General features: G+C 51.6%; 37 protein-coding genes. All 37 read left to right on the forward strand.

Annotated elements, in window-relative coordinates; translation table 11 throughout:
• Window positions 1-25 precede the first annotated feature (25 nt).
• The gene (locus tag DQX05_RS01220; RefSeq protein ID WP_119790168.1) at window positions 26-346 is read left to right on the forward strand and encodes a hypothetical protein; all 321 of its coding nucleotides are present in this window, start codon (window positions 26-28) and stop codon (window positions 344-346) included.
• Window positions 333-767: a hypothetical protein gene (locus DQX05_RS01225; RefSeq protein WP_119790169.1), complete on the forward strand. Its 435-nt coding sequence runs from the start codon at window positions 333-335 to the stop codon at window positions 765-767. The genes DQX05_RS01220 and DQX05_RS01225 overlap by 14 nt, the downstream gene beginning before the upstream one ends.
• Complete coding sequence (locus DQX05_RS01230; protein WP_119790171.1) at window positions 764-958, forward strand: hypothetical protein; 195 nt, start codon at window positions 764-766, stop codon at window positions 956-958. Before DQX05_RS01225 ends, DQX05_RS01230 begins: the two co-directional genes overlap by 4 nt.
• The gene (locus DQX05_RS01235; protein WP_119790173.1) at window positions 945-1,124 is read left to right on the forward strand and encodes a hypothetical protein; all 180 of its coding nucleotides are present in this window, start codon (window positions 945-947) and stop codon (window positions 1,122-1,124) included. The genes DQX05_RS01230 and DQX05_RS01235 overlap by 14 nt, the downstream gene beginning before the upstream one ends.
• A complete protein-coding gene (locus DQX05_RS01240) occupies window positions 1,115-1,384 on the forward strand; it encodes a DUF3850 domain-containing protein (protein WP_119790175.1) in 270 nt (89 codons plus the stop codon). The genes DQX05_RS01235 and DQX05_RS01240 overlap by 10 nt, the downstream gene beginning before the upstream one ends.
• A 96-nt stretch (window positions 1,385-1,480) precedes the next feature.
• A complete protein-coding gene (locus DQX05_RS01245) occupies window positions 1,481-1,972 on the forward strand; it encodes a hypothetical protein (protein WP_119790176.1) in 492 nt (163 codons plus the stop codon).
• 60 nt (window positions 1,973-2,032) lie between these two features.
• Window positions 2,033-2,272: a hypothetical protein gene (locus DQX05_RS30200; protein WP_147385143.1), complete on the forward strand. Its 240-nt coding sequence runs from the start codon at window positions 2,033-2,035 to the stop codon at window positions 2,270-2,272.
• A gap of 529 nt (window positions 2,273-2,801) precedes the next feature.
• Window positions 2,802-3,266, forward strand: coding sequence for a hypothetical protein (locus DQX05_RS01250; protein WP_119790178.1), 465 nt, complete (start codon window positions 2,802-2,804; stop codon window positions 3,264-3,266).
• Window positions 3,267-3,585: 319 nt separating this feature from the next.
• Window positions 3,586-4,137 (forward strand): hypothetical protein, encoded by a 552-nt coding sequence (locus DQX05_RS01255; protein WP_119790180.1) that lies wholly within the window; start codon window positions 3,586-3,588, stop codon window positions 4,135-4,137.
• Window positions 4,138-4,178: 41 nt separating this feature from the next.
• Window positions 4,179-4,712, forward strand: a complete 534-nt coding sequence (locus DQX05_RS01260) for a ParB N-terminal domain-containing protein (protein ID WP_119790181.1) — start codon at window positions 4,179-4,181, stop codon at window positions 4,710-4,712.
• Between the two features lie 6 nt (window positions 4,713-4,718).
• Window positions 4,719-5,750: a DNA cytosine methyltransferase gene (locus tag DQX05_RS01265; protein ID WP_119790183.1), complete on the forward strand. Its 1,032-nt coding sequence runs from the start codon at window positions 4,719-4,721 to the stop codon at window positions 5,748-5,750.
• A gap of 129 nt (window positions 5,751-5,879) precedes the next feature.
• Complete coding sequence (locus DQX05_RS01270) at window positions 5,880-6,095, forward strand: hypothetical protein (protein WP_119790185.1); 216 nt, start codon at window positions 5,880-5,882, stop codon at window positions 6,093-6,095.
• A gap of 78 nt (window positions 6,096-6,173) precedes the next feature.
• Window positions 6,174-6,626, forward strand: a complete 453-nt coding sequence (locus tag DQX05_RS01275; RefSeq protein ID WP_119790187.1) for a hypothetical protein — start codon at window positions 6,174-6,176, stop codon at window positions 6,624-6,626.
• Window positions 6,627-6,703: 77 nt separating this feature from the next.
• Complete coding sequence (gene terS, locus DQX05_RS01280; protein ID WP_119790189.1) at window positions 6,704-7,591, forward strand: phage terminase small subunit; 888 nt, start codon at window positions 6,704-6,706, stop codon at window positions 7,589-7,591.
• Window positions 7,584-9,014 carry a DEAD/DEAH box helicase family protein gene (locus tag DQX05_RS01285; RefSeq protein WP_119790191.1) on the forward strand — a complete coding sequence of 477 codons (1,431 nt, stop codon included), beginning with the start codon at window positions 7,584-7,586 and terminating at the stop codon, window positions 9,012-9,014. The genes terS and DQX05_RS01285 overlap by 8 nt, the downstream gene beginning before the upstream one ends.
• Window positions 9,007-10,482 (forward strand): phage portal protein, encoded by a 1,476-nt coding sequence (locus DQX05_RS01290; RefSeq protein ID WP_119790192.1) that lies wholly within the window; start codon window positions 9,007-9,009, stop codon window positions 10,480-10,482. Before DQX05_RS01285 ends, DQX05_RS01290 begins: the two co-directional genes overlap by 8 nt.
• Window positions 10,482-11,501 (forward strand): structural protein, encoded by a 1,020-nt coding sequence (locus DQX05_RS01295; RefSeq protein WP_119790194.1) that lies wholly within the window; start codon window positions 10,482-10,484, stop codon window positions 11,499-11,501. Before DQX05_RS01290 ends, DQX05_RS01295 begins: the two co-directional genes overlap by 1 nt.
• 58 nt (window positions 11,502-11,559) lie before the next feature.
• A complete protein-coding gene (locus DQX05_RS30490; protein WP_182914573.1) occupies window positions 11,560-11,697 on the forward strand; it encodes a hypothetical protein in 138 nt (45 codons plus the stop codon).
• Between the two features lie 48 nt (window positions 11,698-11,745).
• A complete protein-coding gene (locus DQX05_RS01300) occupies window positions 11,746-12,186 on the forward strand; it encodes a hypothetical protein (protein WP_119790196.1) in 441 nt (146 codons plus the stop codon).
• On the forward strand, window positions 12,131-13,315 hold the full coding sequence (locus DQX05_RS01305; protein ID WP_119790197.1) for a hypothetical protein: 1,185 nt from the start codon (window positions 12,131-12,133) through the stop codon (window positions 13,313-13,315). The genes DQX05_RS01300 and DQX05_RS01305 overlap by 56 nt, the downstream gene beginning before the upstream one ends.
• A 15-nt stretch (window positions 13,316-13,330) precedes the next feature.
• Complete coding sequence (locus DQX05_RS01310) at window positions 13,331-13,726, forward strand: DUF2190 family protein (RefSeq protein ID WP_119790199.1); 396 nt, start codon at window positions 13,331-13,333, stop codon at window positions 13,724-13,726.
• Window positions 13,727-13,741: 15 nt separating this feature from the next.
• The gene (locus tag DQX05_RS01315; RefSeq protein ID WP_119790201.1) at window positions 13,742-14,806 is read left to right on the forward strand and encodes a hypothetical protein; all 1,065 of its coding nucleotides are present in this window, start codon (window positions 13,742-13,744) and stop codon (window positions 14,804-14,806) included.
• Window positions 14,807-14,870: 64 nt separating this feature from the next.
• Window positions 14,871-15,170 (forward strand): hypothetical protein, encoded by a 300-nt coding sequence (locus tag DQX05_RS01320; RefSeq protein ID WP_259391719.1) that lies wholly within the window; start codon window positions 14,871-14,873, stop codon window positions 15,168-15,170.
• A complete protein-coding gene (locus DQX05_RS01325) occupies window positions 15,167-15,550 on the forward strand; it encodes a hypothetical protein (RefSeq protein WP_119790204.1) in 384 nt (127 codons plus the stop codon). Before DQX05_RS01320 ends, DQX05_RS01325 begins: the two co-directional genes overlap by 4 nt.
• 1 nt (window position 15,551) lies before the next feature.
• A complete protein-coding gene (locus DQX05_RS01330; RefSeq protein WP_182914574.1) occupies window positions 15,552-15,992 on the forward strand; it encodes a hypothetical protein in 441 nt (146 codons plus the stop codon).
• On the forward strand, window positions 15,989-16,825 hold the full coding sequence (locus DQX05_RS01335; protein WP_119790206.1) for a hypothetical protein: 837 nt from the start codon (window positions 15,989-15,991) through the stop codon (window positions 16,823-16,825). Before DQX05_RS01330 ends, DQX05_RS01335 begins: the two co-directional genes overlap by 4 nt.
• A gap of 5 nt (window positions 16,826-16,830) precedes the next feature.
• A complete protein-coding gene (locus DQX05_RS01340) occupies window positions 16,831-17,022 on the forward strand; it encodes a YqzN/YkzM domain-containing protein (protein WP_119790208.1) in 192 nt (63 codons plus the stop codon).
• Window positions 17,023-18,486 carry a phage tail sheath family protein gene (locus tag DQX05_RS01345; RefSeq protein ID WP_119790210.1) on the forward strand — a complete coding sequence of 488 codons (1,464 nt, stop codon included), beginning with the start codon at window positions 17,023-17,025 and terminating at the stop codon, window positions 18,484-18,486. It begins immediately after the preceding gene.
• Window positions 18,487-18,499: 13 nt separating this feature from the next.
• A complete protein-coding gene (locus tag DQX05_RS01350; RefSeq protein WP_119790212.1) occupies window positions 18,500-18,913 on the forward strand; it encodes a phage tail tube protein in 414 nt (137 codons plus the stop codon).
• Between the two features lie 18 nt (window positions 18,914-18,931).
• Window positions 18,932-19,366 (forward strand): phage tail assembly chaperone, encoded by a 435-nt coding sequence (locus DQX05_RS01355; RefSeq protein ID WP_119790213.1) that lies wholly within the window; start codon window positions 18,932-18,934, stop codon window positions 19,364-19,366.
• A 162-nt stretch (window positions 19,367-19,528) separates the two neighbouring features.
• Window positions 19,529-21,796 (forward strand): hypothetical protein, encoded by a 2,268-nt coding sequence (locus DQX05_RS01360; RefSeq protein WP_119790215.1) that lies wholly within the window; start codon window positions 19,529-19,531, stop codon window positions 21,794-21,796.
• Between the two features lie 10 nt (window positions 21,797-21,806).
• Entirely contained in the window at window positions 21,807-22,454 is a 648-nt protein-coding gene (locus DQX05_RS01365; RefSeq protein WP_119790217.1) for a LysM peptidoglycan-binding domain-containing protein, read from the forward strand.
• On the forward strand, window positions 22,451-23,566 hold the full coding sequence (locus tag DQX05_RS01370; RefSeq protein WP_119790219.1) for an XkdQ/YqbQ family protein: 1,116 nt from the start codon (window positions 22,451-22,453) through the stop codon (window positions 23,564-23,566). The genes DQX05_RS01365 and DQX05_RS01370 overlap by 4 nt, the downstream gene beginning before the upstream one ends.
• On the forward strand, window positions 23,556-23,972 hold the full coding sequence (locus DQX05_RS01375) for a hypothetical protein (RefSeq protein WP_119790221.1): 417 nt from the start codon (window positions 23,556-23,558) through the stop codon (window positions 23,970-23,972). The genes DQX05_RS01370 and DQX05_RS01375 overlap by 11 nt, the downstream gene beginning before the upstream one ends.
• Complete coding sequence (locus DQX05_RS01380) at window positions 23,965-24,420, forward strand: DUF2634 domain-containing protein (RefSeq protein WP_119790222.1); 456 nt, start codon at window positions 23,965-23,967, stop codon at window positions 24,418-24,420. The genes DQX05_RS01375 and DQX05_RS01380 overlap by 8 nt, the downstream gene beginning before the upstream one ends.
• Window positions 24,420-25,538 carry a baseplate J/gp47 family protein gene (locus tag DQX05_RS01385; protein WP_119790224.1) on the forward strand — a complete coding sequence of 373 codons (1,119 nt, stop codon included), beginning with the start codon at window positions 24,420-24,422 and terminating at the stop codon, window positions 25,536-25,538. The genes DQX05_RS01380 and DQX05_RS01385 overlap by 1 nt, the downstream gene beginning before the upstream one ends.
• The gene (locus DQX05_RS01390; RefSeq protein WP_119790225.1) at window positions 25,531-26,103 is read left to right on the forward strand and encodes a YmfQ family protein; all 573 of its coding nucleotides are present in this window, start codon (window positions 25,531-25,533) and stop codon (window positions 26,101-26,103) included. Before DQX05_RS01385 ends, DQX05_RS01390 begins: the two co-directional genes overlap by 8 nt.
• Window position 26,104: the final 1 nt, after the last annotated feature.

The following is a 26,104-nucleotide window of genomic DNA, read 5'->3' on the forward strand; positions in this document are numbered from 1 at the left end:
AAAGCCCAAGGGGAGAGTGAACAGAATGACTAAGCTTACCGACAGCCAACGTCAATTGATAGATCAAAACGTGCATACGATTTTGTGTTTGCGCGGAGTAATGGCGAAAGTATTGTATGAATCAGAAAAAGCAGGCTGGGAAGAAGTAGAACGGCTGAAAGAAGAAAATGAACAGCTTAAAAGATTCAAAACGTACTTCGATGAACTGTATGGTCAAGGGTTGGAAATATCAAATTGGCATCAGAACGGGGACATTGAACCATTCGATAGCTTTCACGATTCAGCAGAAGCTGAAATGACAGTCATACAACGCATACAGGAGGGGAACGGCAATGCTTCAATGTGAATGTGGTCGGGCGATAAGCCTCTTTGAAAAAGAACGGTTCGGAAGATGCGGCTTTTGCCACGAGCAAAAATCGAAGAATATGAGGCTACGCCTAGCTGTACAGGAATGGGAGCGAAAAGAGAAGGAACGCTGGGAAAAGGAACGCCAGGAGGAAGAACGGCAGCGGCGCATTCAGGAGCTCCGAGCTGAGAAAATGAAGCTGCTCGAAAAATTACAAGGCAAGACGATTTGCAGCATAGAGGTAACATCCTGGGAACGTATCGTGAATGATGAGTGGTGGGAACCGGGGCAGATTGTTTTGAAAATGACCGACGGCACCGGCGTGACGTTCACGGAAGATTATCATTCTGACGGTTGCATGGGTTACTACGATGACTATCATTACCTGGGGATTGAAATAGAGGAGGAAACAGAGTCATGACCAAAAGACGCAAAGAACTCCTGAAGCGACTCGAAAATTTCAAGTCTGTTCCAGGTCACGGACCGGATATAAACGCGAAAACGGATGATGAACTGGAATTGTATTTAAGCCTACTTGAAGCCATGTTCAAACGCGCATTCTGCCAAGTAGATGATGAGGAAGGAGTTAGTGTAGAAGATGACCGACTATAAAAAAGTGACCTCATATATATTGAGTCCAGAGCAGTTGAAGGCTGAACGTGAACGTCTGGATGCTATGAAGCCCGCGGTACAGTACAAAAAAGGGCCGCTGGCAGTTACAGCCCCACAGATGAGCTTCAATGGGAAGTACATGAAGAAGGGCGGGGAATGGTTTTGAGCGTTCACACATTGAAAGTGTGGCCGGAGCATTTCGAGGCTGTAACGGAGCCGGACCCTTGCCGGCGCAAGACAGTTGAAATTCGGCTTGATGATCGGGGCTACGAGGTGGGCGACACGCTGCATCTGCAAGAATGGGACCCCAGGAGTGAGACGTACAGCGGTTGGGATGCAAAAGTCCTTATAACGCATATTCTACGAGGCCGCCCGTGGCTGCCTGATAGATATGTGGCAATGTCAATACTTCTGATTGGAAGATAAAAGACGGCCCCCGCGAATCCTTGGCCGGGCTGCGGGGGCGGTCAAAAAACGTATTTCCTTCATTCCAACTATACCACACAAAGGGGAATGAGGGGAATGGCGATGGAGTGGGCACAGGGTGAACTCTTTTCAAAGGCGACAGATGCAGAGATCCAACGAGCGAAATTCCTGCTCGAAAAATATATACACATGGTCGCGCTGATGCGCGATTTTGAAGCATTCGAACAGGAACTGGCGCAAGTGGCCGTCGATGGGGAGACGGGCCGGCGGATAGACCAAGATGATCTGCATGCAGACAAGACGGCGAACGCCGTCATTCTGACCGAAAAGCAGAAATGGGTGTATGAGCAATATCGATTCTACACGACCATGCTGCGCCGGTCTGCTGGCTTGATCCAAGACGAAGATGCGAAGCGGGCGGTCGAGTATCGGTTCTTTCAGGGTTACAGCCGCAAGGAGACGATCCTTTTCTTCCGCCGCGGCTTGTCGGACAGCACAATAGACAGACGGATCGAGGAAGGTACCACCTCGATTGCAAACACATTGAAGCTGCTAGGATTCTTCGAACGGGACGAGATGAAATTTTGACGAAAACGTGGGACATTTTGGGGAATCTTGACGAACACGTGAGGAAAAAACCGTGTTACTATGGCAATGTGGAAATGGGGCGAGAATGACACGCACGGCCGTCCAGCAGGCGGCGAATTACCGGGGCGTACCTCTTCTCGCCAATTTCATTATCGGCTGAACAAAGGTGCTAATTCAGCCATTCGCTCGGGAAAACTTTTTATGGCCTGGGGAAGCATGTTGAACGCGAAAATAACGAAAATAGCGATTAAAGCCAAGGCTATGAACTTACCAAGCTGTCTCTGGAAAATTTCCATTTAGAAGGCCCCTTTCTATTTGTTCTTTCTTCCAGATTAAACTATTTTATAGGGGAAATCAAAAGTGTGAAATAGTGAGATATTCCAAGAGAGGTGGATGGTGAGGAGTAGTTTCCATGCTTAATCGAAAAATTTGGCTTTGACAATGGTTTTTTCGGCCGGATAAAATGCTCTTAGATCCACGTATATAGTTACAAAGTACGAAATGATTTTAAAGCAAAGAGCGCAGCGATTTTGCTGCGGCCGCTTGCGGGCGCCATTGCTCGAACAAGACTCTTTGCTCGAATGAATTTTATATATGATCCGAAGTCGTTCCTTCAATGGGACGGCTTTTTTTATTGGGGGAATGTAACGTGAAGAAGAAAAAGAAGCGAATAAAAGATCCGGCTAAGCAGCCAGCTCTTTGTAAAGGCTGTAGTTGGGGAGAATGGACAGGAACAAAGCAATTTTGTGGCAGGCGTCCGTGTGTGAAGCAGGGTAATTCTTCCTGATGTCGAATTATGTAATGACTTAAAAGCTGAAGGAGTGGTAACATGCTTCAAATGGTTCAAAATTACATTACTAAAGATGGCGTCTCAATAAGTGATTTTTTTGAAAAGAAGCACTCCCAATTCGAGAGAAAGTGGGAGGAAAAAGGTAACCTAGTTGTCTATACTGTCAAAATTCCAGGATTGAGTACTCCATCTATATATGAGTGGGAGATTTTTGGAAATGAAATTTTTGCTGTAAACGGAAAAGCGCAAGCCATTACACCTGAGCTAAATAAAATTATACTTGAACAACAGAATCGTAAGAACAGTCTAGCACCTGGAGATTTGGAGATTTACGAGTATATTAGAGGTGCATTATCCGAAATTGAAGAAAAACAAAACGGATATGTATCGGATCAAGAGTATGACAGGATCATTAATTCGGCAGCTTCTAAGTTTGGACTTGCCATTGAGGAGATGGGGCCCAAATACAATCATATTGAGAAATATATTTACGGCTTAAATTAATCATCAAGCACCTTAATCGGGTGCTTTTTCTTTTGCCACGAAACGACGAAATATAAGCCCGTTTAAGGAACGTATGTTCTAATACTTCCGAGTACAGGAGCAAGAGCAGAAAACGGCAGGGCGGGGCCGTAGAATCGCTGTGCGGACGTATTACGAATGAACCCGCGAGAAACCAACACAACATAATTGAGCGGCACGCAGGTCCTCGTAAGATTGGAAAAAGTAAAAGGCTCGGAATGGCATTGTTGCAGTCTATTGATTAAAGGAATTTTGTTCCTTAGGTCGAAGTGTAAGATATTGATGAGAGGGAGGCGAGAGCGTGAGTGATAAACAGAAAGCTATTGAAGCTGTATTAGATTTCTTGAATGATGACACTAAAAAAACACTTTTGGTAAGAGGTTATGACAGTGACGCTAAAATAAGGGTTATTCTATATTGTTTGGATAGAGTGTTTGATAGGGGGATTATCAGAACGTCTTCTATGTCAGATATATCAAACTTTATTAACCGTGCATTTAAAGAAAGACTTTTACCGGATACAGTTAAGTCAACAACTGCCTACGATCTAGGAAGAATGACTGTTAATATAAACAGCTATGTTACTTCTACCAAATTTAATCCTAAAGGTAACGATAGTACTTTCACTTTATTTTTCCCTGTTCAAACCGTATTAAATAATCCTAAGCGGTATAATAATTTTCTTACTGAACTAGAGAATACAAAATCAAGAAAAGTGATACTGATTACTACAAATGAGTGGAGCATAAATGAGTGGGATGTAGAGAACTACGTAGACGAAGTCTTCTTTTACAGCGTAGAAGAAGATAATCCGCAGATCATGAGGAATTTAAGAAATAATGGAGCGATTTAAAATTATGCACCCGGACGGGTGCTTTTTTATTGGAGGACACTATGGATATCAGAGTCATACCGATAGAGAAAATCAGAGCAGCAGCGTACAACCCCCGCATTGACCTGCAGCCGGACGACCCGGAATACAAGAAGCTGCGCCGCAGCATTGAGGAATTCGGCTACGTCGAGCCGATAGTCTGGAACGAGCGAACCGGGAATATGGTCGGCGGGCATCAACGCTTCAAGATCCTTGTCAACGAGCAGGGGCGGACGGAAGTAGAAGTGTCCGTCGTCGACCTTGACGAGACGCAGGAGCGGCTGTTGAATCTGGCCCTGAACAAGGTTTCTGGCCGTTGGGATGACGAGGCACTTGCCCGGCTGCTTGACGAGCTCCAAGCCGAAGCTGCCGACCTGAGCCTGACCGGATTCGACGAAGACGAGATCGACCGCTTGCTTGATGAATTCAAGGAACTGCCGGCAGACCAACTCGGCGATTTCGAGAATCGAGAATTGGATACTGACGAATTCGACGAATCCCGTTTCGGGTGCAAGTGCCCACGCTGTGGGTTCGTTTTTGATCCCGAAAGTGAGTGATGCAGCATGACGCGTGAATGGGACTGGAGTTTGAAGGACATTGGGCAGGTGGAGAATCATGGCCGCACCGTGTTCAGTTGCTTCTCCTGCGGTGGCGGCTCAACTATGGGCTACAAGCTTGCCGGCTATACGGTGCTGGGCAATGTGGAGATTGACCCCCAGATGATGCGGATTTATCGGCGGAACCACAGCCCACGGCATTCCTACATGATGCCAATTCAGGAGTTTAAGAGGCTGCTAGACGCCGAGCTGCCGGCTGAATTATTCGAGCTGGACATACTGGACGCCTCGCCGCCCTGCAGCGTATTTTCCATGTCAGGAGCCCGTGAAAAGAAATGGGGTGGAGAGTTCGCATTCCGTGAGGGCCAGGCTGTTCAGAGGTTGGATGATCTATTCTTCGACTTCTTGGACGTTGCTGAGAAGCTGCGGCCGCGTGTGGTGGTCGCGGAGAACGTCAAAGGGATGATAGTCGGAAAGGCACGTGGGTATGTTAGCATGGTATTGTCGCGCTTCCGGGAAATCGGATACCGCCCGCAATTGTTCCTCTTGAACTCTGCCACGATGGGGGTTCCTCAAAAGAGGGAACGGATCTTCTTCATTGCTACGCGGGATGACATGCCTTACCCACCGTTGCGGCTAGAATTCAATGAGCCGCCGGTGCTGTATAGGGACATCCGCGGCGGGGACGGCCCGCCAATCAACCCAAACAGCAAAACGTTCCAGCGGTGGAAGCAGCGGCGCCCGCACGATTTAAACATGGGCGACGTTACCGGGAGAGAAGAGGGAAGGATCAGCAACTTCAACACTGTGCTACTAAAGGATCAGAAAGTTCCGAACACCATCGCCAGCTCTTCCGTATTCGTGCGGTCTGACGTGGCGCAGCATATCAGCGACACAGACATCATTCGGATGCAGACGTTCCCGCGGGATTACGATTTCATGGATGCAGATGTCCAGTACGTATGCGGAATGAGCGTGCCGCCGTTGATGATGAAAAAGATTGCCGAGCAGATCAATCTGCAATGGTTCGAAGCATAGAAAAAGGAGGGCGCTGGTACGCCCTCCTACGCAGCCAGGTTCCCCCGGCTGAGATAGTGGAAACCCGTGGCCACGGAAGCGAAAGCCACTATCTCGTCATCATTGTAATGGAAGTCGAGGGGAACGGCAATGGGAACAAATTGTGAACATGATGTGTTATTGCAGCATGAGCTTGCCGTCATGGAGGGGATTCTTGAAAGCAAGGAACAGTACCGGAAGATTGTAAAGGCCGGAATCGCTCGCTGGGTAAAGGACTTTCAAGACGGCCGGATCGAAATCAAAACCGTTGACGACCTGAAAAAGCTCATCGAAATAGATATCGAGTTGCAAAAAGACGAAATTTAACCATTCCATTAATTGTCTTAATAGATTCTCCAAATTTATAAATAATAAATGTGTAAAAAAACAAAAAGGAGAGTTTATATGCCAGTAATTAAACAAAAAGAAAAAAAGGATGAAAAGGGATCCACAAAAGCAAAGGGGTCATATGTATTAAGTCAAGAAGGCGAAGACTATAGTGTTAATGTTAACTTTTATTTGAGAAAATCCGGAGTTAATGGAACAGGGAAAGGTTACATGGTCTATGCTATTTTTGACAGAGATAAACAGGTTGTTTATAGCTACAATAAAGGATTTACTGTAGGAGCAGATGCTATAGCCGGTACTGCATCAAAGGATGATTCAGAAGAATCAGAAATAATGGGATGGGACGGGAAAGGTACCACAGTTTTTAAAGTTGAAGTTGAGAAAGATTCATCGGGAATTCCTACTTCTGCAAAAGATATAACTGATTTTATTGGATCGGCTATTTCTTTAGACGACTTAGGTTCAGGGGGATTAATAGAAGCAGCAGGTTGGATTATAGAGGGTATCTAAATTAATATACTGGATTAGCTTTAAAAGGACGAGATCAAATGATCTCGTCCTTTTTTATGGAGGTGGGGTGATATGTAATGGCGAGAGAGAGAAGCCCTGGACGGGACAAGGCAAAACAAATGTGGCTGGAGAACGGCGGGACGATGAAGCTTAAGGACATCGCTGCCGCCCTCGGGATTGGCGAGACACAGGTCCGAAAGTGGAAGAGCCAGGACCGTTGGGCCGACAATTTGAAAGGTAACGTTACCAATGAATCGAATAGTAACGTTACCAATCGACGGCGGGGTCCCGGCGCCCCGAAAGGGAACAAGAACGCTGTCGGTAACCGCGGCGGCGCTCCCAAGGGAAATCAGAATGCTGTCGGCAATAAAGGGGGTACCGGCGGGCCCTTCGGCAATAAGAAGGCGGTCACGACCGGGGAGTATGAAACAATCTGGATGGATGCACTCGAAGAGGACGAGCAGGAGCTCGTCGAGCAGGTTGACACCGATCCCGTCCAGCAGGCAGACGAGGCCATAAAGCTGCTGACCATTCGCGAGCGTCGCATGCTCAAGCGTATAGGCCGGCTCATGGACGGGCTGACCGAGAAGCAGCGGCGGGTACTCAGCGAGCTCAAAGCGACCAAGGATGTGTTAACGGTCCATGATGAGAAGACGGGTGTGACCAGGACGGTGCCCATTACCCGGACGGAGATGGTCGAATCCGAGATTGAGGAAACGGAGTACAGAGCCATTGACGACATCATCAAGCTTGAGGAGGCGTTGACCCGAGTCCAAGACAAGAAACTCAAAGCGATCGAGCTTATGAACAAACTGATCGCAATTGACGAGGAAAAGCAAGTCCGGACGGCCATCTTGCAAATTGAGTTGCAGAAGCTTCAGGGTGCTGAGGGAGCAACGGCGAGCTGGACAGATGCGCTTAGGGAGATTGCAGATAGACGGCGGAAGGTGAAGACGGATGGGTAAGCCGTATAACGTCGTTTCCGACCTCGTTACCCTCATTGACCTATATTGGGATGATCCTGTCGCCTTCGCGGAGGACATGCTCGGATTCGACCCGGACGACTGGCAGCGGGCAGCGATGGCCGATGTGGCCGTTCATCCACGGGTGAGCATTCGTTCCGGACAAGGTGTCGGCAAGACAGCGTTTGAGGCGGCCCTAATCATATGGTTCCTTTGTTGCCGCCCGAATCCGAAGGTCGTTTGTACAGCTCCGACCCGGCAGCAGCTCCACGACGTCCTTTGGGCCGAAGTGGCCAAATGGTTGGAACGCTCAATGGTCAAAAACTTGCTCAAATGGACGAAGACGAAGGTCTACATGGTGGGCCACGAACAGCGGTGGTTCGCGACTGCGCGGACGGCCACGAAGCCGGAGAATATGCAGGGATTTCACGAGGACTACATGCTTTTCATTGTGGATGAGGCTTCCGGCGTGAAGGATGAAATCATGGAAGCCATCCTCGGGACACTTTCCGGGGATGAGAACAAGTTGGTCATGTGCGGTAACCCGACGCGGACAAGTGGCACCTTCTACGATTCACATCACAAGGATCGGGGCGACTATCGGGCGCATAAGGTCTCCAGCCGGGACAGCCGGCGCACCAATAAGAAAAACATCGAAATGCTGGAGAGGAAGTACGGCCGGGACAGCGACGTCGTCCGCGTCCGGGTAGATGGGGATTTTCCCCGCGCGGAGCCGGACACCTTCATCCCCTTGGAATTGGCCGAGGCGGCCGCCATGCGGGAAGTGTATCTCCAGGAAGACGGGGAGCTCGACATACCGGAAGCGGCGCCTCTTGAAATCGGCGTTGACGTCGCTCGCTTCGGTGACGACGAAACCGTCATCGTGCCGCGGATTGGCCTAATGGTTCCATTCATTCGGACCTACACCAAGAAGGACACCATGGAGACGGCCGGATGGGTCATCAACTTGGCCAAGGAGCTGATGTTGAAATACGGGCGCCCGCGTTGCACCGTCAAAATTGACGATGATGGCGTCGGCGGCGGAGTAACTGACCGGGTTAGGGAAGTTGTCCGAGAAGAGGGGCTATACATCGATGTGATCGACTGCCACAACGGCGGAAAGGCGGACGACCCCGATCACTATGATAATTGGGGTACGGAAGCATGGGCGCGCGTCCGGGACTTGCTGCAGGCTGGGGATATTCAGATCCCGAACGATGAGGACTTAATCGCGCAGCTTTCAACCCGGAAGTACACCGTGACGAGCAAGGGCAAAATCATTTTGGAATCCAAAAAAGACATGAAAAAGCGGGGCCTCCGATCACCTGACCGGGCGGACGCGCTTGTTTTGGCATTCGCAAGATCCGGTATGGTTATTGATCCGGCTGCGGCTGGTCTACTGAGAGGAGGGAAGATATATGGCTAGTTGGTGGCAGCGAGCGGTTGGGGAAATGTCAAAGCTTCGGCAAGGCTTGTCCGGTCTCTGGGGGCTTGTAACAAGCGGCATAGGCGGTGCGTATAGGCTTGATTCGACTCGAGTAAATTACGCAAAAGCCCGGGCACTTTATGACAACACAGAAGAGAACTACAAGCTCGGTGCTGGCTTTGCCAAAAAGATAGTCAACTCGACTGTCGGATTTATGGGCGTGCCCGAAATAAAAAGCGCCGATGAAGATGCCCAAGGGAGGCTGCAGGAGTTTTTCAAGCAGAATCACTCAAGGGTCCAGCGGACGCAGTTGAACGCCATCAAGGAAGGTGACTGCTTTGTCTGGATCACACGGGAGGACAATACTTCCCCCCTCTTTCCTGAAGAGAGAAAGAGATTGGTATATAACATTCTCCCACCCGACCAAGTGAGAAAAATCAACCGTAACCCAATAACGGGGGAAGCAATTGAGTATATCCTTGAATCGACACATACTTGGGTAGATGAGAGCGGAGCGAACCGGCAGGCGACCATCAAGCAACGCATCAGTGCTGAGAGGCGCTTGATTGAGATTGAGGGCGACATCCCTCCAGGCATAGAAGTTGGGGAAACTCCGAACCCCTGGGGATTCATCCCCATTGTTCATTTCAAAAATGAGGGCGACGAGACCATGGAATTCGGGAAGAGTGACCTTGAGTCGGTGGAGCCGTTCCTGAAGGTGTACCATGACGTATTCCTACATGCGGTACAGGGTTCGAAGATGCACAGCACGCCGAGGCTCAAGCTGAAGCTGAAAGACGTCGCTGGCTTTCTACGAAACAACTTCGGCGTCGATGATCCGGCTGAGTTCGCGAAGAAGGGCGGGAAAATCGACCTTAACGGACACGAATTGTTGATATTCCAGGGCGAAGAAGATGCCCAATTCATCGAAGCGCGATCTGCAACCGGTGACGCAACGGCCCTGCTTGAATTCGTATTTTACTGCATCATCTCGTCCTCAGAGACTCCGGAATTCGTGTTTGGTGTTCATACGCCCAGCTCGCTCGCATCGACTAAAGAGCAGATGCCTGTATTCATCCAAAAGATTGAGCGGAAGCGTCAGGCATTCTCAGACTCGTGGAAGCTCTTGGCTCGGATGGTGCTGGCCATGATTTCAAAGGCCGAGAATATCAGCTTTAGTACCTACGAGACGGCCCTGGTCTGGGAGAATATCGACCCCCGCGACAGCAAAGATGCTGCCGAGGAGTTGAAATCAATCGTCGAAGCGTTGGACAAGGCAGTATCTGGACAATTGATGTCTATGGAGGCTGCCGTGCAGTACTTGAAATACTGGATAGATACGATCCGTGACTATGAGTCCGGTGACCCGGACGTGGCAGGCGAAAAGGATCGAATATTGGAGACGTCCATCTTCCGATCTCGATTATTTGATGCAAGTTACCTTGAAGAAGAAAGGAAAGCGATATAATGAGCCGCATTGTCAAGTCTGTTGAGGAGACGTTGCGACAACTGATGCGGACGACGGGGCCATACTTGCAATGGGCGCTTGCAGCCAGGAAGAAGTATATCGACCTGCGGCTCGGCCAGGATCAAGAAGTCCGTCGAATTTATATCCGTGCTGCTGACAAGGTAGCGAGGGAAATCCGCCTCATGAAGCGGCAGGGCTACGGCAATCAGATGAATGTCCGATACTTGACCGCTCTTGAGCTCTCACTGCGCCAGAACAGTATAACGGAGGCCTTGCAGGGAATTGTGAGCAGCAGCATCGAGAAGGCCGTGGAAGCAGGCACCAGCTACTCTTACGAGGTTACGCTTTCGCAGATCAGTAAAACGAAGCTGGCGAAGGAACCGGTAAAGAGGGCGTTTTTCAGAGCCAATACGCAGGCGGTCGAAGCTTGCTGGGCAAGAACCCAAGGCGGGTTGCATTTATCCGATCGATTGTGGAAACACGGAGAAAAAGCCCGGTCTGCTATGACCGAAATCATTCAGGATGCAGTCGCGACGGGCGAGGACCCTGTCGAAACGGCGCGGGCTCTTGAAAAATATGTCCGGCGTGGGAAAAAGACGCTTGCCTATGAATATCCAAACATGATGGAACGAATGGGCAGCCGCATCCCTCAGGATATCAGCTATGAGGCGCTGCGCCTCGTCCGGACGGAGACGGCTGCCGCGTTCGGCGAGGGGACGATCGCCGCTGCCAAGGTAAGCCCAAGCTATACCGGCATGAAGTGGCTGTTGTCGAATAATTCTGACCCATGCCATGTATGCAAGAGATTCGCGGAAGCAGACCACGGCCTCGGTAGGGGCGTCTGGCCACCCGGGAAGGAACCGCCGATGCCGGCCCATCCTAATTGTATGTGCACGCTTGTTTCGGTCCATGAGGATACGGACACCTTTATCGATCGGCTGAATGCCTGGACGAAGAATCCGGCATCGCAGCCGGAGCTCGAAAAATGGTATCAGGAGGTATATTCCAAGGCGGCATAGTACCCTTTGCATATGCGTGCTATGATGGACTCGTAGAATGCATATAGGAGGGTTGCGCATGTCAGGAGGAATTGAGTTTGAAATCCCGTTGATTCCGACCGAGGAGGAGCTGCGGCAGATGCGGAAGGAACAGACGAAGGAAAAGCTTCAGCTGCTAGATGGAGGCAAGGATAACAACATAGACGATGAAGAGTAAGCGCCCCGAAAAGGCGCTTTTTATTTTGCCTGTAGAGGAGTGAGCATCTTGCATGAAGTGATTTTTACAGTGGACGAGCTCCGCGCTAAGTGCGCGGAATGGCAGAAGGTCCTACGGTTGCAGGATTGGATTGTTGGCGTTGAGATATGTCGGGAGAGGGAAATGCATGAACAAAATCGCAATGCTGAGATTGATGCAGTGCTCCCGAAAAGAATGGCGTCGATTCGCATCCTAGATCCGGTCGACTACCCTCCTGATTCTGCCGAACCCCAGGACATGGAGCTTTCATTGGTGCACGAGTTATTGCACATCCATCTATTTCCGCTCTTTGCAGATCGGGAGGAAGAAATGCGGTTGGTCGCAGAGGAACAGGCTATCGAAGCAATCAGCCGCGGCTTGATTGCGTTGGCACGGAGAGGGGGTGAACAAGAGAATGCGGAACGGACTGATTTACGGGGAGATGGCGGAGCAGACAGCACAGCCGTTTAGGCTGTTCGGGAATCTTTCGGGAGAGATGAACATCAATGATGTACCACTTGCACCTGGAGTACGGATTGATGAGCTAAAGAAAGGCGACGATGATCCGCTGGAAGTCGTGGTAGAGATCCCAGCCAGCCGTTCCAAACGGGGCTGGAACTACAGAAGCCAGTCGTTGAAGGATATTGTCGATGCGGTCATGACCAAGACGCTGAACGGCTTCCTGGGCCACCAAAAACCGGAGGAGGTCAACAATCAGTTTCTGCCGCCAGTCACGCATTGGGTCGGCGCAAAGATGGTCGGCGAAACGGCTTACTTCCGCGGAGTGGTCGATGCAGCAGCCAAGGATCTGAAACGGTGGATTCGCTCCAACCGAATTAATCAGGTATCCATTTACGGCATGCCGAAGCTGCAACGAGCAAAGGGAGAAACTGACGTAGTTGGCTACAATCCTTTATCCATCGACTGGACGCCACTTGACCGCGCAGGGATGAATACCCGCATCGTCGCCATGTCGGGCGAGATGTGGGACTTAGATGGGGCAGGCCCCGAAGAATCGAAAGGAGATGACGAACAGGTGGAATGGGCGCAGGTTTTAACCGAAGTGAAGAAGAAACACGGCATGAAGGGATTTACGATCGGCACGCTGGCCGGCGAAATGGGGCTTACAGATGAGCAGGTCGTCGCCGAGTTGACACCAGAGTTTGCGCAACAAGTCCAGCGAGCGTTGGATGTATTGAGCAAAGCTGAGAGTGTCCTGGGCGTGAGCGGGGAAATGGATGTTGAAGAATTATTCAAAACGTTGAAGGCGGCTGCTGACAAGGAGACTTCCGCCAACCGGGATCAAATCGTAGGGGAAATGATGGAGTCGAAGGTTACTTCTTCGGCCGTCCGGAAGGAACTCCAAAGCCCCGAGACAGCGCTAGGTAAGCTCTGGACTTACCATGCCCGTGGTATCGCTGCAGATGCGACTAAGGAGCAAATCGCTGGTGAGATGGATGCATTCTTGGCGGACCCAGTCGTCAAGGGCATGGTCGAAGCAATCCATACTGATAAGCCTGCCGGAGCTGGCCGCGCCACAACTGGCGGCGGGCAAGCTGGGGCGCCGCAAGGTCTTAGAACAAAGAAAACAAGCATTTAAGGAGGTTGAATGTCAATGGCATATAAAGGCCAACCATTTCCGAGCACCACGTATCAGTCGTACCGTGCGAAGGTCAGTGACGGGAAGTCCGTTCGAGTTCCTGTGCCTGAAAAAACTACCCTGGAGGCTCAGAAATTCTATCTTATTGGCGGCTTCTTCGGAGCTGCCATGGAGTCAGTAAAAACTGGTACTGGTGAAACGGACGAAGCAATCCTCAATGTGGAACAAGCCGAGTTTGAAACAGATCAGATTGATAAAACTCAAGAGTTCGCCTTCGGCACGCCTATCTATTGGGACGCTGCCAAGTCGCAATTGACCGAGACTGACACAGGAAACCGCCTTGTCGGCCGTGTCACGGCTGCCAAGGATTCGAAAAACGTAATTTGGTTCTTATTGGGACCGCAAGTATAAGGAGGCTGATAATCAATGGCAAGAGTACACAGCGTGGAGACAATTAAAGAGAAACGTCGCCAAGGAACCATTGAGACGAGGGTTCCTTTTTTGTTGAACGGAAAGGAGGAAGTAGTCACCAAGAAGATCGTAAACGGCGAGATGGAGACCTATGAGCTCGACAAGCCGATCGGTGAAATGCTCACTAGCGAAAACAGCAGGAAAGAACTGCTGCAGAAGGTTGTGCTTGACGTTGAGCTGGGAAAAGAAGAAGTTCCGACCCTGTACGGCCCCATTTATCACACAATGGACGATCCGAATTTTCCAAAGGAATTCGAAGCGAAATGGGCACAGTACGGGACGGTCATCTTTTTTGAGCATATGGAAGGTGAAGAGGTCAAGTTTGGCAGCTTGCAGGCCGAGCAAGGGCCTATTGCCCGTATTAAGGGGTATACGGCGGGCTTTGAATATACGAAGGAAATGCAGCTTTTCAATCAAACATTTAACTTCGAGCTGCTTAACAAGGCTTTCGGCGAAGCACACAATGCTTTGCTTAATCATCTGCACCTCGGGCCGATCATCAAACACAATTTTAAGGCGGGCAATAAGACAACTCCTGTATATGTGGACGAACTTGGCAAAACGCTTGCGAATGCCACTGGCTCCCACTTTATTTTGAGCATGCGGGAGACGTTGCGAGCTGCGCTGCGGGATGCACGGACGGCCAAGCGCCCGGGGAACATTCTCTTAGCAAATCCGGCTGACAAGGAAGACATTGATGATGCGTTGTCCAGCTTCACGATTCAGGCGACCCCGTACAGAGCACTGGCCGGCATTACAGATATCATCTATTACGATGGATGGGAAGCGGAAGTCAGCAAGAAATCATATTCGTATCCTGGGGTGCCAGCGGGTAAAGCTTACCTCATTCGCCCTAAGCGTGGATTCAAGGAACTGATCAAGCAGGCTTTGCAAATCCAAGCAACTATGGGGGACCTGACACGTCTGGTAGAAGCACAAGTGGTCGGCGACGTATGGCGCGGTGTATTTGCGGCGATCGACGAAAATGTCCAGGAGATTACTTTCCCGGGGAAAGCCTAAGGCGGTGATCTAAATGGAAACTAGTCCATTGCTTAGGGCCCGGCTTCGGAGACTCTTAAACGAGGTGATTCCGAGGGGCGGTACCGAAGCGGACACAAATTTCACCGATACAGAAATCGACTTGCTGCTACAGGAGGCGGATAGCATTAATGCCGCCGCCTCCGCGGGGTGGATGGAGAAGGCAGGACTGCTGCAGGGTGACATCGAGAGCTATTCGGCTGGTACGGAAAAGTACGACCTCACCCCCCTGAAAGACAAGCTCAATCACGCTCTGTTGATGGCTCAGCAGTACAGCCAAATGGCGGAATCGGTTACGAACGGGGGGAGCTTCATGCTCCGCGTGCAGCCGCCGAGGGTGCTATGACCGACTTTGTAGCAATGCGGCGGAAGCACATCGCCTGGAACATTGCACAGAACCCGACGGCGATCACCATCCACCGCAAGGAGAAGATCCGGAAGGGTGGCGGGCACGATGAGATTGAAAGGGACCTTCCGCCCGTCACCGTCCGGATTTTTATGGCTCGGTCACAGATACCTCAGACCGTCTCTGTGATGGCCGGCACGAAGCAGACGGACAAGGCATATAGCCTGCTGGCCGACGAGTATGCCGACATCAAAGCGGGGCCGAATGTAACTGATCGATTCGAAGCCCTGGGAGAGACGTTCGAGGTCGTATCCGTGCAACCTCAGATTGTGCAGGGAGTGACCGTTGGTTATCAAGCGGATCTCGAAAGGGTGAAGTGATATGGGGGACTTTGGTCAGGGTGCGCTTGAGTACATGAAGCGGAAAAAGGCCGGAACCTACGCCCTGGTACAACATGTATCACGTCAAGCCGAAGGCGATATGAAAATGGGGGCTCCATGGAAAGACCGGACCGCTAACACTCGGAGAGCGTTGCATTCCGGTGTCGAGAAGTCGAATGACAAAATCATCATGTACATGGCCCATGGGTCAAAGATCGGGAATTACCTCGAGGAAGGAACGGGGATTCACGGTCCTGTCGGTGCCCCATATGACATCGTCCCCGTCCATGGTCAAGCGCTATACTGGCGCGGCGCCAAGCACCCGGTTCATGCAATTCGAAATCACCCCGGGATGAAGGCGCGGCCAATTGTCCAACCTACGGCGGTCAAATACAAAGGGGAACTCAGAGACTCTTTATTGAAATGGTGGGGTGCTGAATGAGGAATGCAATCCGAGAACGGCTGCTTGCTGCAATTCCCGAGCTAAAGGACGTCTATGAGCCACATGCTGCCGAGGCCAAGAGCGAAAAGCCGTATGTCGTTGTCCTGCAAGGGCAGGATAGCGACGAGTCACCTTGGGTGGGCTTCCGGCGGATCGTAGAGGTCTGGCCGTATGTGTCGCGCTCAACCTTTGAAAAGGTGGACGCCTTGGCGGGAAAAATCATCGCCGCACTGGACAAGCAGCTGCTGACAACCGAGGCAGGAGAAGTATTTTCGTGTATCTATCTCGGATCTTCTGGCCAGGACGTTGTTGACGAGGATTGGGACGCGATTACCCGCGGTATGCAGTTTGCGGTCATGGCCCTGCAGCCGGTCAATACGACAGCGGCGATCTCGAACGACCCGTGGCTATCGGCGCTTGCTGAATGGACACAATCAAGCATAGCGCCTGAGTGGGCCGTGTATTCCGGACTCTGGCCGCTTGGATATGCCCGTCCTGCCGTAATGTGGCGGGTAACGGGAATAGACGTACAGTCAATGGGGAGAGCCGTATATGAGGTTAAGAAGCGGTTCACAGCTCACATCATTGGTGCTGATACAAACCAAGAACATGGTGGTGTCCTTAAACTCGTAGAAGAGCTTGGAAATGCTATCAAGGTACCCCTGGACGAATCTGACCGACGGTACATGACGGTTTCGGATTTAAGGGCCAACATTTCTGCAGACCCGATCGCAGAGGGACAAATAACGGTCACCCTACGCCGCCGAACTGCAAGGCCTACCGAGGAAGCACCAGTGATTCAGAGTGTCAATTTCAAATCAGATATGAGGTGATCGGCGTGGCTGAAAAGAAAGAGCAGCCAAGTATCTCCCGGTATCCCGTTGAAGAGCTTGCGGCGAATGCGCAAGCTCTTTTTGACGTGAAGCCGGAGGTTCTGGCCGGGGCGTTACATGGAGTTGAAGTGGCTGAAATGTCAGTTTCGGAAGCCAAGGCGCTCATCAGAAAATTTTTACGAGAGAAGGTGAAGTAGATGGCAGGAGGAAATTGGAGCCCGACCGATATGCCGGTGTTGCCCGGCCTGTACATGAATTTCGTAGCCGCGGCGGGCACCGCCATCCAGCCGGGTGCTCGTGGCGTGGTCGTTGCTCCTGTGAAGGCGCACTGGGGGCCAGTCGGGGAGTTCATTGAAATAGCGGACGAGAAATCTATCAAGGAAAGCTTTTCGCTCGAAGAGACAGGCGGAGCTTCGGCATATACAACACTCTTTTTAGCACTGCTTGGCGGGCCTAAAAAGCTGTTAGCGTATCGATTGGCGGACAACACGGCAGCGGCCGCAAAGGTCACGCTTAAAGATACTGCGGAGGCGTCCGCTGACTGCTTGACTCTGACAGCAAAGTATCCGGGTGAGCGCGGGAACGACTTCAATGTGACGGTCCAAGCCAGTCTTGTGGATGCGACGAAAAAGGAGTTGCGATTGTATGAGGGCACGACTCTGTTGCGGACGTTTTCGATTGGTGACGGCTCATCTGCAGCAGCAGCGACGGCAATCAATGAAGACGCAGATAACAAATGGATTGTCGCTGAAAAGATAGCTGACGGGACAATGGCTGATGTATCAGGCTCCACGTTCACGGGCGGCAACAGCGGTATTTCTGGTATCACGAATGCCGATTACATCACCGCGACGGAAGCATTCGAAGGGCAAGAGTTTCACGTTTTGACGCTTGATGGAGTCGCCGATCCGGCGTTACGGGCAAGCATCGTTGCATGGGTCAAGCGGGTTCGCTCCGAGGGCAAAGGTATCATTGCTACTCTCGGGGGAACGGCCGAGGACGACAAGGCAAGCGACGCAGTGGCAAAAGCAAGCGCCCGAAGCGCCGCCTTCAACCATGAAGGCGTTGTAAATGTGGGCTCTGGGGCTGTCCTGGCCGGAAAGGAATACAGTTCCGCTCAAGTGGCTGCATGGGCTGCCGGCCTGATAGCTGGACAATCGATTAGCGAATCCACGACATATGCAGTATCTCCTTTTGATGACGTTACCCGTCGCTGGACGCGATCGGAGCAGGAGCAAGCGGTTCGGAGTGGTGTTTTCTTGCTCATCCATGACGGCCGTCAGGTCAAGGTGCTGCGGGGCGTCAATACGCTTATCACGCTGCGTAATGGTCAGAACAATTCTTGGAAGAAAATCCGGACGATTCGTGTCATGGACCAAATAAACGCCGACCTTCGGAGAACGGTAGAGGATGCGTACATCGGAAAGGTCAATAACAACGATGTAGGGCGCCTCGCTCTTATTGGAGCATGTAAGGAGTATATGCGGACACTTGCACAGAGCAACGTCATAGAGGGCGCAGGTTACGACGTCATACTCGATCCTAGCTACTACGGTTCTGCCCCGGCAAAGCAGCCTGAACCGGACCAAGTGTTCTTGCAATGGAATGCCCGACTAACAGACGTCATGGAACAAATCTTCGGAACATTTTTTGTTCAATAAGGGGTGAGAGAGCATGGAACATTTAGACCCGAGCCGCGTCATTCTAGGTACCCACGGGGCCGCCTTTATTGACGGAAAGTGGCAATCAAATATAAACCATCTGGAGGCCAGCGTCGAGGTAGAGAAGCGCGAATTGAACCTGTGCGGCATCGACTGGGTGCAGCACAAGATTGGAATCAAAAAGGGAACAGGAACCATGAGTGGATTTAAAGTAACGTCCGATATGATAAAGCGCGGCTTTGCCAAGTTCGACATTATATCGAAACTTGATGACCCGGAAGCATACGGACATGAGACTGTACGCCTGATCCGCTGCATGCCGGACAAGGTGCAGCTTGCCAACTGGACGGCAGGCGAAGAGGTTCAGGAAGAGGTAGCGTTCACGTTCGAGAACTATGAACTATTAGACCCTATTGAGGGCCCATAAACGAGGAGGATATAGATTATGAGTCAAAATGAACAATTAAACGAACAGGAAATCTTGGACAGTCTCTTCGAGACGGCAAAGAACTTGCCGGAAGAGACCGTCCGAATTAACCGCCTCGACCTTCGGATCACGCTTCGCGGCCTGACTTCCAGCAAGGTCGATACAATCCGCGAGCGCTGTACGATCCGAAAAAGTGTCAAAGGCCAGATGACGGAAAAGCTGGACAGTGAGCTGTTCAACGCCGCTCTGATCAAGGAAGCAACCGTCGCCCTTGAGGTCAAAGGATTGAAGTTGTCCGGATGGGGAGACGATCGGCTTACGAGCCGTCTGAAACTTTCCGGCGGGGAAGAAGTCATCCGGCGAATCCTGCTCGCCGGGGAACTCGACGCCGTTGGCGACAAGGTTCTCGAAATCTCTGGCTTCGGAGTCAATATCGAAGACGTAAAAAACTAATAGGCTCCGGGGGAATGACGACGATGCTGTACCACATGTGGGTACGGCACGATCTGACACCCGGGGCCTTTTGGTCTCTTCCGGCAGGGGAACGTAAGCTTCTACTGGCTTTCACGATGAAGGAGATAGAGGCTGTTCCTAAGCCGAAGCGAGGTGGTAAGCGTGGCTGAGAAGGAATTCTACCGCCTGGATCTCGTCATTAGTACGGACGGGGTTGAGGATGCCGAGAAGCAAGTCAAAGCAATAGACAAGATGCTGGAGCAGACGACTCGGCGGGCTTCCGTGCTGGGGAAAACCAAAATCACTCCAACCGCCCGATTGGAAGATCGAATCTCTTCACCTGCACAGAAAATTGAGGGCAGGATGGAGAAGATAAATCGGACTGTTGCGAAGCCGGAAGCGCGCCTCGTCGATAAAGTTTCCGGGGCAACCAACAAGATTTCCTCCACACTGACAAGTTTGGCACGAAAGCCGTACACGGTGTTCATTTACGCAAAAGACATGGCAACAGGCATCATTTCCAAAATCATGAACGTGCTGAGTAGCCCCCTAACATTACTTGGCGTTGGGGGCGGTTTGGCCGGGGTTACTACGGTCGGCCTGAATATGGTCATGGAAGAGCAGGGCATTAGGTCACAGTTCAAGGTCCTGCTGGGTAGCGAGGATGCCGCGCAAAAGCGTGTTGACGAATTGACTGCATTCGCGGGTCAGACGCCGTACAAGCGTGAGGAAATCTATGAGGCCTCGCGGATTTTGCAGGTATTCACGGGGAACGCTCTATCTACCGGAAATGAACTCAAGCGGATAGGGGACATCGCGGCGGGGACGAAGCAGCCGTTCGGAGATGTTGCACTCTGGATGGGCCGACTGTATGATGCCATGAAGTCTGGGCGGCCAGTCGGTGAAATGACATCTCGACTGCAGGAAATGGGCGCCATAAATGGCGAGGCTCGTGCCGGTATCGAGGCGCTGGCTGAATCAGGAATGGACATTTCGAAAACATGGCCGATTGTTACCCAAGCATTCGACAAATTTGACGGCATGATGGAAGAAATGAGCGGCAACCTACAGAACCTACTGCTTGGAACCAAGTCGTTCGTGACACAGAACGTATTCAAGCGTTGGGGGATGGGTATAGAGAGTGTTCTTGGTCCTGCCTTGAAAAAATTTCGCCAGTGGCGATCCGAGAACAAAGAAACAATCGCTATCCTTGGCCAGAGCGTCGAGGATTTCGGAAAGAAGATTGGAACCTTTGTAATCGGGGGCATCGATAAGGTAACCACAAAATTCAATGAACTGGTAAAGAACCCGGAATTTCAGAATGCTGATTTTCTTGGAAAGGTCCGGATTGCCTGGGATGAAATAATCGCGAAACCCTTTAGTGAGTGGTGGGCTTCTAATGGCGAGGCTGTGGTGACAGATATGTCGTCAAAGATCGGCGGAGCCCTCGGGGGCGGGTTAAAGGGCTTTATTATGGGAGCCCTAGGATTATTCACGTCTGGAGATACTTTGGGCGATGACGGGACGTTTACGGAAGCCGGGGTAACAGCTGGACAAGCCTTTTTCCAGTCATTTATAGATGCATTTGATGTTTTAGCGATCGCTGAAAAACTAACGGATACCGCCTGGGAGGTTGGAGTTAACGCTTTCACTGACCCATCTGCAGGTAATTTACTTGCGGCTGGTTTTTTCGGGACACTCCTGTACAAGTTTGGGGGCGGCAAATTCGTTAAGTGGTTATGGGACAAGACTGTTAATAAAGGGTCGAAAATTCCTTCTCCTACAGGAGGAACGCCTAAGTCCCCGGCACCCAAGGCGAGCCCATCAAGTCCTAATAAACCTCTGCAAAGGGCCCCTGGACCATATCAACGGGGTTGGCAACCCAGAACGCCAACAACGCATCCGCCTGTTGCTCCTAAATCACCGGCCGTTCCGGGAAAAGTGCCAAAAGTGATTGAATATGTAGCAAAATCACTAATGCCTGTCGGTGTTGCAACCTTACCCATTACGATTCCTGGGGCTGGATATTTGATAAGTGAGAATTTAAAAAACGAACGGATAAAACGCTCTATTGAGTGGCAAGAAAAATATAAGGACGATCCAAAAATGCTTGAGTGGGGTGCACTTCCAACGAGCGAACGCTATATGAGTTTTGCGGCAAATTCCCCGAAAACAACGACAAGCAAACAGGATTTTGTCTTCGGTGTTCCTTCAGACACAGTAAAGATATCCGAGGACCAAGTAAGTCAGATGATGTCGTATCTGCAAGACTTCAAGAAGGAAGTCACAAACGACATTAGGGTGACTCTGCCTCCGGGGGCAGTGCAAATCAATATGCCTACACAAGAGATGGATCTTAAACAAATCGCATATGAGGCAGGATGGAAAATAGCTGACGCTGTTCGTCAAGCACAACAAAACAAGAAATGAGGCGGGGAAAATGGAGTTTCATCTCATTGATGCGAAGGGGAAAAACCTATATTTCCCCGTCAATCCCGAGGAAGTGACCATTCGGAGGGAAAAGGGAATCGAAACAGTCAATGTTATGTCATATGGGGAGTTCGACTTTCCGAGTGGGGAGAAGGTGAAGGAAATCGCCTTCTCTTCTTTTTTTCCGGCAGTCTATGATCCGGGGTACTGCAACTACGAGAACATCCCGGAACCGCACACGGCCATGAACTGGCTGAACAAGATGATTCAGGACAAGCAGCCTGTGCGGTTTATCATCACAGGGACGCCGGTTAACGTCCTTGTCCTGGTGTCTGGCCATACCACCACGTTTAAGGGCGGGGAACCGGGCGACATCTACTTCGAACTCACCCTGAGAACGTGGAGGCGAGCAAAGGTGCACACGAAAGTGCCAGCAGCAAACAAGGCCCCTGCGCAGAGTGGGAAGACCACTCGCCCGGACACGAAGCCAGCGCCGAAAACCTATGTTGTGAAGAAAGGGGATACCCTATCAAAAATCGCGAAAATGGAGCTTGGCAGCAGTAGCAAGTGGCGGAGTATATACGATCTTAACAAGAAAGTGATTGGTAATGATCCGAACATTATTAAATCAGGAATGAAGTTGGTGTTGCCTACATGAGTTACGAAGTGGTGCTGCAGAACAAGTATTATTTGCGGGAGTTGATCGAAAGCATCACGCTCAAGGATGCTCTCGATCAAATATCGTATCAAGCCGAAATCAAGCTAAAAATTCCGGCCACGGGACTGAGCATCGAGCCGGGGCAGGAGATTCGGGTGAGTGGCGTCCCATACGGTTCCGAGAAAATGGTGTACCTCCTGAACCCCGGAGTCGTTTGGGAATGCACAAGCAAAACCAAAGAATCAAAGCACATGGATGTGCTCGTATATGATCGCACTATATACTTGGACAAATCGGAAGACGAATATCTATTCCCGGCCGGCCAGACCGCGACCCAACGGCTGCGGAAGTATGCATCCGATTGGGGCATTAAGCTTTCAGCGATTCCGGACACAAAGACGAAGCTCAAGAAGGCTGTGTACCGCCCGAGACCGATATACAAGATGATTACTTCCGACCTGCAGGAAACAGTGAAATCCGGCGGGGATATGTACATTCCACGGATGACTACTTCAGGGCTGGAACTATTCAAGGTTGGCAGCAACAAGACGGTGTGGGAGCTCCAGTCGGTCGAGGAACTGACCCAGACAAGGACATTAGAAGGCGCCATCACTAAAGTAAAGGTGATCGGCACAGAAGACCGAAAGGAAAAAACAACATCCAAGGCGAGCGGGCAGGCTGGAGCGCCGGAGATACCAGAAGGCATGACGCTGGAGGAGTATGGGCGCATATACGGCGCCAAGGTCCAGAAGGGAGGGAGCGGCAAGCCTCAAGTCAAGTCATCAAAGGTCGAGCTGCCGTCCAAGGTGCTCGCTATTGCAACGGGCCAGACGGCCAAGCTGGGAACGCTCCAGCGCATGTTGCAAGACGAAGATGTCAAGACACCTGCCGCCGCCAAGAAGTTGGCGGAATCGATGCTTACGGGTATACAGCAGACTTTCAGCGTCACGACGCTTGACTTAAATACGGTCCGGGCCGGCGATGCCGTCAAGCTAAACGGCATGACTCTGATCGTCATGTCCGTGGTCCACGAGTTGGGGGAGCCTGGACACATGACACTTGAGATCGGTTCGGCCAGTTACGTAAAGAGGAGGTATTTTCTTGAGTACTGATCCGTTTGATACCATCGCGCGTTCCCTGCATGCAGGTATGCAAATGCAGGCAAATAAAATGCTTTCCGGTGTTCCGGCCGAGCTGGGAACGATCACGGAGACTGGCCTCAAGCTCGACAACTTCAAGCATGAGGTCCAGGACTACCTCGTGGCCGATTTTCTTGCCACGCTGCACCTGCCGACCTTTTCCCTGGTAGGGACAACTGCATCTCCAGTGGACGAGGAAGGGAACGCCAGCGGGCCGAAATCGCAGCGGACGCTGTTTGAATTTGAACCCACCATGATCGAAGAAGTCCGTGTCAATCTGGCCGCAGGGCTGCTGCCGGGTGAGCGCGTGCTGGTGATGCCGACGAACGGCGGAGCTGATTTTGTGGTGATGTGCAGGGTGGTGAACAACAATGCCTAACCTGTTCCCGGCGGATATTGAGAACGATTGGACGGAGGAAACGGAAGAGGCCGCGGAGCCGGATGTCGCATTCGGTCGAAGCTGGCGTTTTGACTTTGATGCCGGTGATTTTGTTATGACGCCGACACGGAAAGTTGCCGCCGCGGATGAAACGGAAGCCTGGGTGATGTGGTGCCAGAAGGTCATCCGGACGCCGCGATATCGGCACCTGATATATTCTCGGGAGCATGGCGAAGAATTCGACGATCTGATAGGAAAGGGATACAGCCGGGCTGTCATCGAGAGCGAGATCCAGCGTATTGTGACCGAAACGCTGGTGGTCGACCCGCGCACGGCCAGCGTCGACGGTTTCACTTTTTCCTGGTCCGGTGACGGCTGTCATTTCTCATGTCGTATTCAAAACGTCCGAGAAGAGAGCGAGACGATAGAAGGGAGGGTTGAAGCCTAATGGCGATTTTACCGCTCTATCTGCAAGACCAAACAGAAGAAGAGATCATGCAGCGTATGCTTGACCGCGTGCCCCCGGATATCGATGCTTCCGAGGGCTCTTTTATTTGGGATGCGCAGGCACCGGTTGCTTTCGTGCTTTCGGAGGCTGCGGTGTGGGCGCAGCAAGTACTGGATCGTGGCTTTGCCAGTACGACCTTTGGGGAGTATCTGGATCTTCGGACGGCGGAGCACGGGGTAGTCCGGCGTTCGGCGGTGGCAGCGGTGGGGGAGGCCAAATTCAGCGGCACGGTCGGAAAGCTGATACCGGCCCAGACCATTGTGGCGACGCCGGCGGACGAGATTTCGGGAGAATCGTCGATCGAATATGAGACGACTGCAGCCGTGACGCTGGATGCCAATGGGGAAGGTATTGCACCGATTCGTGCCCTCATCCCTGGCCGAAATGGGAATGTCCCCGCTGGCGTCATCGAAGTCATGTCCACTCCAATATCCGGCGTTACGTCCGTGACGAACCCTAAAGTGACAATAGGCGGGGCGGATATTGAATCGGATGAAGCGCTTATTGAACGCTTCTACGCCCGGGTACGAAACCAGGGCACGAGCGGTAACAAAGCTCAATACATCCAGTGGGCCGGAGAGGTGCCCGGCGTTGGAGGCGTGCAAGTTCATCCTCTTTGGGACGGCCCGGGGACGGTTGGCGTCTATTTGTTGGACGTCGAGAAGCGCGCTGCATCTGCCGAGATTGTCCAGGCAGCGCAGCAGTACATTGACCCAACGATGGACGGGCAGGGAGAAGGGACGGCGCCGGCGGGGCCGATTGTCACGGTTATGGCAGCCGAGGAATTCCCGATCAACGTTCGGGTGAAGCTCACTCTTGCGAGCGGGGCTTCGCTGGGTGAGGTAAGAGCGATGATCGAAAACGGCACCCGTCAGTACCTGAAGCAGTTGGCCTTTGTTGATCCGCTTGTCCGATACACGCGGATCGCCGCGGTGCTACTAGACATTCCACCGATAATTGACTTTACGAATCTTTCTGTCAATGGCCTAAACGATGCTAATATCGAGATCGGCCCCGGCGAGGTGGCGGTATTGGGGACGGTGGATGTGTATGAGTGATTTAATTACGAGCCCACAGGGCAGAGAGATGTTTTCCTTTCTTCCCGCCTACTACGAGACATCCCGAGTTATGCAGGCCGATATGCAGGCCACGGGAGCGGAACTGGACATGCTCTTGCGGGCCATGGACGAGACTCTGGAGCAGTTCTTCGTCCGGACGGCTACCTGGGGGCTGGATAGGTGGGAGTACGAGCTCGGGATTCAAACTGATCGTTCGAAACCGATTGAACAGCGGCGTGCTCTGGTTGAGTCAAAACTTCGTGGCGCCGGGAAGTTCTCTGGCCGTATGGTTAAAAACGTGGCCGAAGCGTATGACGGGGGAACCGTTGACGTTACATTTCAACCAAATGAGTGGAGTTTCACCGTCAAGTTCGTTGATACGATCGGCATTCCGCCGAATATCGAAGATCTGAAATCAGTGATTGAAGAGATTAAACCCGCGCATATGGGCGTCACATATGAGTTTTCGTATCTTCTGATTCGGGATGTCCACGAGCGGATGACTATCAGGGAATTGGGTCAAACGCCGCTTTCGAAGTTCGCATTTGACAATAAGGAGGGATGAT

It is taken from the genome of Paenibacillus thiaminolyticus (genome assembly GCF_003591545.1).
GTDB lineage: Bacteria > Bacillota > Bacilli > Paenibacillales > Paenibacillaceae > Paenibacillus_B > Paenibacillus_B thiaminolyticus_A.